Below are 7,453 nucleotides of genomic sequence, written 5' to 3'. Positions count from 1 at the left end.
GGCGGTCGCGAAGCTCACGTCCGGCCGCGGCGCCGACGGTGTCGTGGAGACCACCGGCAACGCCGGTGTGCTCGGCACGGCGATCTCCTGCCTCGCGAGCCGCGGCACCGCGGTGATCGTCGGCGCACCCGCGTTCGGCACGCAGGTGCCCGTCGACGTGAACTTCATGCTGCCCGGCCGCACCGTCGTCGGGCTCACCATGGGCGACGCGGAGACGCAGTCGCTGATCCCGACGCTCGTCGAGCTCGTCACCACCGGCCGGATGCCGATCGACAAGCTGGTCACCCACTACGCCTTCGGGGACATCCAGCAGGCGATCGCGGACGTGCTGTCGGGCGTGACGATCAAACCGGTGCTGCGGGTGTGAAGTGACCTCATCGAGCATCGGCCCTGCCGACACCGGGCTCGGCAGCTGGCCGTCGCGGCGGGCCCGCATCTCACCGCACCGCACCGCACTCGTGCAGGCGGACAGGACGCTGACCTATGCCGGGCTCGCGCATCGGGTCGACCGGCTGGCCGCCGCGCTCACGAGGCTCGGGGTGCGGCGCGGCGACCGGGTCGCCTACCTCGGCGTCAACGACATCACGGTGTTCGAGACGTTGTTCGCCACCGCGCTGTGCGGGGCGATCTTCGTGCCGCTGAACCACCGCCTGTCCGGCGTGGAGATCGGCTACATGCTCGCCGACTGCGGCGCGTCCCTGCTCGTGCACAGCGCGGACGCCGACGAGCTCGTCGCGGCGGCCGGGGCTCTGCCGCGCGTGCTGCGGACCTCCGAGTTCGACGCGGAGATCAACACCGAGATCGCAGCCGGCGGCGAGCCTCCCGCCGCCGGGGTGACGTTCGACGACCCGTGCCTGCTGCTCTACACCTCGGGCACGACGGGGAAACCGAAGGCCGCGGTGCTCACGCACGGCAACCTGACGTGGAACACCGTCAACCAGCTCGCGCACTTCGACGTGCTCAGCACCGACCGGGCGCTGTGCATCGCGCCTTTGTTCCACTGCGTCGGCCTCGGCCAGATCACCCTGCCGACGTTGTTCAAGGGCGGCAGCGTCGAGCCGGTCGCGAAGTTCGATCCTGGCGTGATCCTCGCGCGCATCGAGCAGGCGGGGATCACCGGTTTCTCCGCTGTGCCCACGATGCTGCAGATGATGTGCCAGGACCCGTCCTGGGACACGACCGACCTCAGCTCGCTGACCTGCGTGCTCTACGGCGGTTCGCCGGTGCAGGAACGCGTCGCGCGGGCGTGGCTCGACCGCGGCGTCCGGCTGCTGCAGGGCTACGGCATGACCGAGGCCTCCCCCGGCGTGTCGATGGGCACCCACGACGGCACGCCGGAACACCCGCTTTCCGCGGGTGTCCCGCACTTCTTCACCGACATGGCCGCGCTCGGCCACGACGAGCGCGCCACACCGTTCGGCGCTGAGCCCGCCGAGCTGCTCGTGCGCGGTCCGAACGTGTTCGCCGGCTACTGGAACCGGCCACAGGAGTCCCTCGACAGCTTCATCGACGGCGAGTGGTTCCGCAGCGGCGACGTGGTCCGCGTCGACGACGGCTGGACCCACGTCGTCGACCGGGTCAAGGACCTGATCATCTCCGGCGGGGAGAACGTCTACCCCGCCGAGGTCGAGGCCGTCATCGTGCAGCTCGACGAGGTCGAGTCGTGCGCGGTGGTCGGAGTGCCCGACGAGCGCTGGGGCGAGGTCGGCGTCGCCTACGTCGTCACCCGCACCGATCTCTCCGAGAGCGCGTTGCGCAGCCACCTCGAGGCGAACCTCGCCCGCTACAAGGTGCCCAGGCACCTGTGCTTCGTCGACACGTTGCCGCGCAACGCGACCGGCAAGATCCGCCGCGTCGAGCTGCGCGCGATGGCCGCTCGTTCCTTCGCACCGGTGGAAGGAGCCGAGTGACAAGTTGTTCCGGCCAGTAGGGTCGTCCACGTGGATTTGGACGAGACCGCCGCCCGGCTCGGGGCGCCTGTCGAGGACGTCGACCGTGTGCATCGGCTCGCCGGCGACCTCCCGTCGGCTCCGCTGCCTGCCAAGGCCGACGCGCCCGCGCTCCTCGCCAGGCTCGCGGTGCGGCCGGACGACGCCGCCGAGATCATGGCGGGCTGGCCCGACACCGGTTCTCCACTGTGGACTCCGGAGCTGCGCTGGCTGCTCGACCGCTCGATCGCCCTGGTTCGCGCCGATCTCGGGGGCCACGGCTGGCTGGAGCCAGGCCCGGAGCTACCGCGCGAACGAGGCCACGCCTGGCGGCATCTCTACGTGTACGCGTATCTGGCCCTGATCGACGTCGTCCTGAGATACCACCGCGATCACGGCATCGCCGATGCCGTGTCGTGGGCGACCCTCGCGGACCTGGGCCGCAACCTCGCGATCGACCGGCGGATGCACCGCGAGGGCTGGCCGGTCATGCAGAGCTGGCTGACGCTGCACACGCGCGGCGGCGTCTACGAGCTGGGCCGGCTGCAGCACCAGCGCGGCGGCACCGCCATCGGCCTGCACGTTCCCGCGTCGGGGCCGATGACCCCGGAGGCGGTCGATTCGTCGCTCGACGAGGCCCACGCGTTCTTCCCGCGCCACTTTCCCGGCGAGCGCTACACGGCGTTCTCCTGCGGCTCGTGGCTGCTTGACCCGCAGCTGCGGGAGTACCTGCCTGGGGACTCCAACATCGTCCGGTTCCAGCAGAGGTTCCAGCTGGAGCCCTACGAGGAGCCGGAAGGGCTGGACGCCGACGTCGAGGTGCTGCGGTTCGTGTTCCGCACCCTGAACACGCCGCTCGACCAGCTGCCGCGCCGCACCGTGCTCCAGCGCGCGGTCGTCGACCACCTGAAGGCCGGCCGCCACTGGCAGTGGCACCGCGGCAGCTTCCCTCTCTAGCTGAAGCGTCAACCGTCCACAATGAACTCGAGAAGCCGCGCCGCCCGCTCGTCGGCCTGACGCTCCCACCGGCGGCGCAGCGTGCGGAACAGTGCCGCTGCCCGCACACCGGGCCAGTCCTCCGGCAGCAGGACGGACGGAAGCACCGGGTCGCGGCGGATCAGCAGCAACCACTCCGCGCCCAGCAGGATCCGCCTGGACAACTCGTCGAGATGCTCGAAGGCCCCGCCCGACCACCGCTGGAGCAACCCCTCGTACCCCGCGGCGATCCCCGGCAGGTCCCAGGCCTCCCTGGCGATCCGCGCGGGGTCGGTCCACCTGAACGCCTCCGCCCTGAACACCTCGGCGTGCTCGAGCAGGTCGAGCTCGGCCAGCGTCGCCGAGACGTCCGCGTCCGAGGTCGAGACCCACAGCCCGCTGCGCAACGGCCCGAACCCGAACCAGCCCAGCCGGGTGCGCAGAGCGTGCCGGTCCGCACGCCGGCTCTCCGGCACCGAGAACGTCAGCAGCGTCCACCGGCCGTCCCAGTGCCGTTCGACGATCTCGCTGTCGAGCTTGCGCCGCCCGTCCCGCAGCACCGCGGTCCCGTGTTCGGTCAGCCCGAGAAACGCCTGACGCCCCCGGCGGACCGTGCGCAGCAGGCCGCGCCGTCCCATCCGGCTCAGCGCCGTCCTCGTCGCGTGCTCACCGATGCCGAGGCTCCCGAGCACGGCCACGACGCCGACCGTCGACACGGCCACACCGCGATCCAGCACGTGATCACCGAACAGGGCGAGCACCGCCGTTTCCGGGCGTACGGCCAACACGCCGTCCGGAGAAGTCACAGCCGCCGACATCCGCCACCTCCGTTCGCCCGAACGGTTCGACGTTAGCCCAGCTCCGGAACATTGTTCGTCGAACGTCGTTGGTCAAAGAATTGACGACCGTCATCGATCTGACTACCTTCGGGACCGGGGGGATCCGGAATCCCTGACCGGAGGTCGACGATGACCGCACGCAGAACCACCCTCATCACACTCGTCAACGCCCTGCTGATCACCCTCGCTGTAGCCGTGTCACCGCAGGCATCCGCCGCGGCACTGGTGGAGGTGAACGGTTTCGGCAACAACCCCGGCCGGATGCGCATGCACGTCTACGTGCCGGACACCCGCCCGGCCAACCCCGCGATCGTGGTCGCCATGCACGGTTGCGGAGGCTCCGGCCCCGGCTTCTACGCGGGCAGCGAGTTCGCCTCGCTCGCCGACAGGCACGGGTTCATCGTGATCTACCCGAGCGCGCAACAGGAAGCCGGCTTCGGCAAGTGCTTCGACACCTGGTCCGACGCGGCCAAGCGCCGCGGCGGCGGCAGCGACCCGGTCTCGATCGTCTCGATGGTGACCTTCGTCCAGCAGCGCTACCGCGGCGACCCGAACCGGGTCTACGCCACCGGCTCGTCCTCCGGCGGCATGATGACCAACGAGATGCTCGCGCTCTACCCGGACGTCTTCAAGGCGGGCGCGGCGTTCATGGGCGTCCCGTTCAACTGCTTCGCCAACGCCGCCGACTTCCCGCCTGGCCGCAGCAAGTGCACCGGCGGAAGCATGAACCGCACGCCGCAGCAGTGGGGCGACGCGGTCCGGCAGGCCTACCCCGGCTACACCGGTCCCCGTCCGAAAATGCAGCTGTGGCACGGCACCGCCGACACGCTCGTGCCGTACTCCTTGCTGCAGGAGTCGATCGAGCAGTGGACCAACGTGTTCGGCCTGAGCCAGACACCGACGTCCACCGACACCCCGCGGCCGAACTGGAACCGCCGCCGTTACGCCGACAGGGTCGAGGCCTACAGCATCCAGGGCGCCGGGCACAGCCTGCCGTCCACGGGCATGGCCGCCACCGCCATCGAGTTCTTCGGCATCACCGGCCGACTCGGGAAGCCGTAGGTTTACAGCGCACCGGCAGGTCGACGCCCGTTGGTCAGGGCCTCGACCTGCTCGGCGGTGAACGGCGGGTCGAGCAGGTCGCCGCGCAGGGCGTGGCAGCGGAACATGTCCGCGATGTAGTGCATCCGGTCGGGCAGGTCGGCCCAGTCCCGCGCGGCCGTGCCGAGCAGGCTGTCGGCCGTCGGGTCCACAACCTTCAGCAGTGCCAGCAGTTCCGGGTCAGACAGCTCCGCGAGCAGCGGCGGGAACGTCGCGGGCAGGTCCTCGCTCAGGTCGAGCAGCTCACCGCCCGGCAGCGCCAGGGTCATCAGGTGCTTGGTCACCGCTCGGCGGACGAGCAAGCGCGCCTGGTCGGCCAGGTGCTCGCCAGCGATGCGCACGGCGGCGCGCCTGCCGAGCACGGTCAGCAGCCCCAGGCGCAGCCACCTGACCACCCGGTTGCCCGGCAGGAACAGGTCGAACAGGCGGCGTTCGAGCTCGCGGGGGTCGACCACCGGCGCCTCCAGCGCGGCGGCGATCTCCGGCTGCAGCCGGGTCTGCTCGTGCAGCCCGATCTCGATGTTCGCCAGGAGCAGCAGTTCGGCGCGCCGCTTCTGGTCGCGGGTGGCCATCGCCCGGTGGTACCGCGTGAAGGCCTGCCGGAGGTAGCGCTGCCCCTCTGGCGGCTCACCGGGCCGCAGCGCGTCGCAGAACTCCCCGATCCGTCGCTCGTCCTCGCCGGTGGTCCCGTCGCCGAACTCGGTGAGGAAGCGGGCGAACTCGCGCGCGATCTCCTCGAAGACCTTGAGGTTGCCCCGTGCCGACGCGGCGCTGACGTCGTCGAGCCGCGCGGTCGTCACCACGGCCTGACGCACCAACCCGTGGGCGCGGTCCAGGACCTCCCGGGGAACGGCCCGCCGCAGACTGCGCACCATCAGGTCGACACTGGCGGCCGTCTCTGGCGAGGACTTCAGCAGGCGCTCCACCGTGCGCGCCAGGTCCTCCTGCCGGATGGTCTGCCCCACCTGCTTGGACGCCCACACCGCGAACGTGCACCAGTTCGCGGTCCCGCCGGTTCGGGTGGCCAGCGCCCGTGACAACCGGTGGTAGCAGTGGGTGATCTGGAGGTTGCGGACGACGGGGTCGGCGTGCGCCGCGATCCGGTCGACGTCGGCGACCACCGGCGGGATGTCCTCGCTGAGCTCGTGCACGTCCGGATCGGTCTGACTCATGACGCCGACCTTTCCTCTCCGGGGCTACACCTCCTTGATCGTCCTGTGAGGGGCGAACGTGACGGCCGTTTCTCGGGTCGTCCTCAGCGACGCGGCCAGCCAGGTGACCGACGCACCCGCGGCGACGTGGATGGCGCTGGTGAGCAAGGAGTCCGGCAGCGGCGCGGCGAGCGCGAGCACCGGCAGCGCCACCGCGTACGCCACCGCGGGAGTCTTGGGATGGACGCGTGCCCGCACCATGGAGATCCCGAACAGCACCGACCCGACGGCGAACACCACCGCGCTGCCCAGCAACGCGAGCCGGGTCGCCCGCCGAGCACCGGCTGGTCCATGAAGAACAACGCGAGGTTGAGCGTGAAGGCGGCGCCGCCGAACAGACCGAGCCCGACGATGTTCACGGTGTAGGCCACGGTCCCGAACGCGCCGCACCGCTCGCCACCCTGCCGCAGGTACAGCGCCGTGAGCAGCGGGAGCGCCAGCGCGGGAGCGATGCCGAGCACGAAGCTCGTGGCCGCGGTCTCACCGGTGACGGCCTCGACCGCGCCGGGCACACCGATGAACAGCCCCGCGAGCACGCCGGTCCACCGCGCCAGTTTGTCCAGTGTCATGCGAATCTCCTTGGGAGACAACAGGTTCACGTCGGACGCTACGAGCGGCGGTGACCCGGCCGGAAGTGCACGGCGGCCAAGACCGGGCAGCCAGAGGTCATGTGTCCTCCGGCTCCTGACAGCGACACCCGGTGCGCCGTAGCCTCGCTGGCGTGACGAGCGTGAGGTCTGGCGTTCCGTGGGTGTCCGGCGCGGTCTACGGGATCGTGCTGCTGGCTGGGCTGTACTACGCGCTCGCGGGCCTCGGCGACGGCGACCCGCTGAGACTGGCCGGTTTCGTCGCCGGGCTCGCGGCGGTCGCCGTGCTGGACGTCGCCGAGCGCCGCCTCGACCGCTGGCCACTGTTGTTCCTGGCGGCGCGGCTGGCGTTGTTCTTCGCGGTGGCGGCGCTGGACGAGTCGGGCCTGTCACGGGCGCTGTTCGTGCTGGTGCCGTTCACCGCCTACCTGACGTTCGGGAGGAGAGCAGGCCTGGCCCTCGGCGGCCTGTGCCTCGCGCTGCTCGTCGCGGGATTCGCGGTGTGGGTCCCCGGCTGGTACCGCGACGCGACGTACCTGTCGGACCTGCTGATGTTCGGCATGGGACTGGTGCTGGCGATCGCAATGGCGGAGGTCGCGACGAGGGAACGCCGCGCGACGGCCCGGGTCGCGGAGCTGTCGGCGGCGACCGAGCGCAACCGGCTGGCCCGCGACATCCACGACGCCTCGGCCACCACCTGACGCGATCGGCCATCCAACTCGAGAAGCGTCCGCGTCCGCGACCGTCGACCCGGCCGCGCCGGGGCAGGCCGTGACCGAGCGCCCGCCGACGTCCCCAAGTTCCCATCCAAG

General features: G+C 70.9%; 8 protein-coding genes. 5 read left to right on the top strand and 3 right to left on the bottom strand.

Translation table 11 applies throughout. The features are described from left to right. The 3 genes from FXN61_RS45405 to FXN61_RS45395 form a co-directional block, all read left to right on the top strand. Positions 1 to 367, top strand: a 367-nt coding sequence (locus FXN61_RS45405; RefSeq protein ID WP_167980009.1) for a zinc-binding dehydrogenase, incomplete at its 5' end; no start/stop codon positions are given. 1 nt (position 368) lies between these two features. Then, complete coding sequence (locus FXN61_RS45400) at positions 369 to 1,910, top strand: acyl-CoA synthetase (RefSeq protein WP_312878501.1); 1,542 nt, start codon at positions 369 to 371, stop codon at positions 1,908 to 1,910. A gap of 30 nt (positions 1,911 to 1,940) precedes the next feature. Continuing rightward, complete coding sequence (locus FXN61_RS45395; RefSeq protein ID WP_167980008.1) at positions 1,941 to 2,885, top strand: acyltransferase domain-containing protein; 945 nt, start codon at positions 1,941 to 1,943, stop codon at positions 2,883 to 2,885. 8 nt (positions 2,886 to 2,893) lie between these two features. Here the strand turns inward: FXN61_RS45395 and FXN61_RS45390 are convergent, their stop codons facing one another. Continuing rightward, positions 2,894 to 3,721 (bottom strand): PaaX family transcriptional regulator, encoded by an 828-nt coding sequence (locus tag FXN61_RS45390; RefSeq protein WP_167980007.1) that lies wholly within the window; start codon positions 3,719 to 3,721, stop codon positions 2,894 to 2,896. Between the two features lie 150 nt (positions 3,722 to 3,871). Between FXN61_RS45390 and FXN61_RS45385 the strand changes: the two genes are divergently transcribed. Continuing rightward, a complete protein-coding gene (locus FXN61_RS45385; protein WP_167980006.1) occupies positions 3,872 to 4,804 on the top strand; it encodes an extracellular catalytic domain type 1 short-chain-length polyhydroxyalkanoate depolymerase in 933 nt (310 codons plus the stop codon). Between the two features lie 2 nt (positions 4,805 to 4,806). Here the strand turns inward: FXN61_RS45385 and FXN61_RS45380 are convergent, their stop codons facing one another. Together FXN61_RS45380 and FXN61_RS45375 are read right to left on the bottom strand one after the other, a co-directional pair. Further along, positions 4,807 to 6,015 carry a hypothetical protein gene (locus FXN61_RS45380; RefSeq protein ID WP_167980005.1) on the bottom strand — a complete coding sequence of 403 codons (1,209 nt, stop codon included), beginning with the start codon at positions 6,013 to 6,015 and terminating at the stop codon, positions 4,807 to 4,809. 83 nt (positions 6,016 to 6,098) lie between these two features. Further along, positions 6,099 to 6,623: a hypothetical protein gene (locus tag FXN61_RS45375; RefSeq protein WP_167980004.1), complete on the bottom strand. Its 525-nt coding sequence runs from the start codon at positions 6,621 to 6,623 to the stop codon at positions 6,099 to 6,101. A 152-nt stretch (positions 6,624 to 6,775) separates the two neighbouring features. Between FXN61_RS45375 and FXN61_RS45370 the strand changes: the two genes are divergently transcribed. Next, positions 6,776 to 7,342, top strand: a complete 567-nt coding sequence (locus FXN61_RS45370) for a hypothetical protein (RefSeq protein WP_167980003.1) — start codon at positions 6,776 to 6,778, stop codon at positions 7,340 to 7,342. Positions 7,343 to 7,453: the final 111 nt, after the last annotated feature.

Origin of the sequence: Lentzea indica (assembly GCF_012184385.1) — a bacterium.
GTDB lineage: Bacteria > Actinomycetota > Actinomycetes > Mycobacteriales > Pseudonocardiaceae > Lentzea > Lentzea indica.
This window is presented reverse-complemented; position numbering and strand designations above follow the sequence as displayed.

Excerpts from the sequence above, each read along its gene's own strand:
- FXN61_RS45385 (WP_167980006.1), top strand. The coding sequence starts at position 3,872 with ATGACCGCACGCAGAACCACCCTCATCACACTCGTCAACGCCCTGCTG.
- FXN61_RS45375 (WP_167980004.1), bottom strand. The coding sequence starts at position 6,623 with ATGACACTGGACAAACTGGCGCGGTGGACCGGCGTGCTCGCGGGGCTG.
- FXN61_RS45390 (WP_167980007.1), bottom strand. The coding sequence starts at position 3,721 with ATGTCGGCGGCTGTGACTTCTCCGGACGGCGTGTTGGCCGTACGCCCG.
- FXN61_RS45380 (WP_167980005.1), bottom strand. The coding sequence starts at position 6,015 with ATGAGTCAGACCGATCCGGACGTGCACGAGCTCAGCGAGGACATCCCG.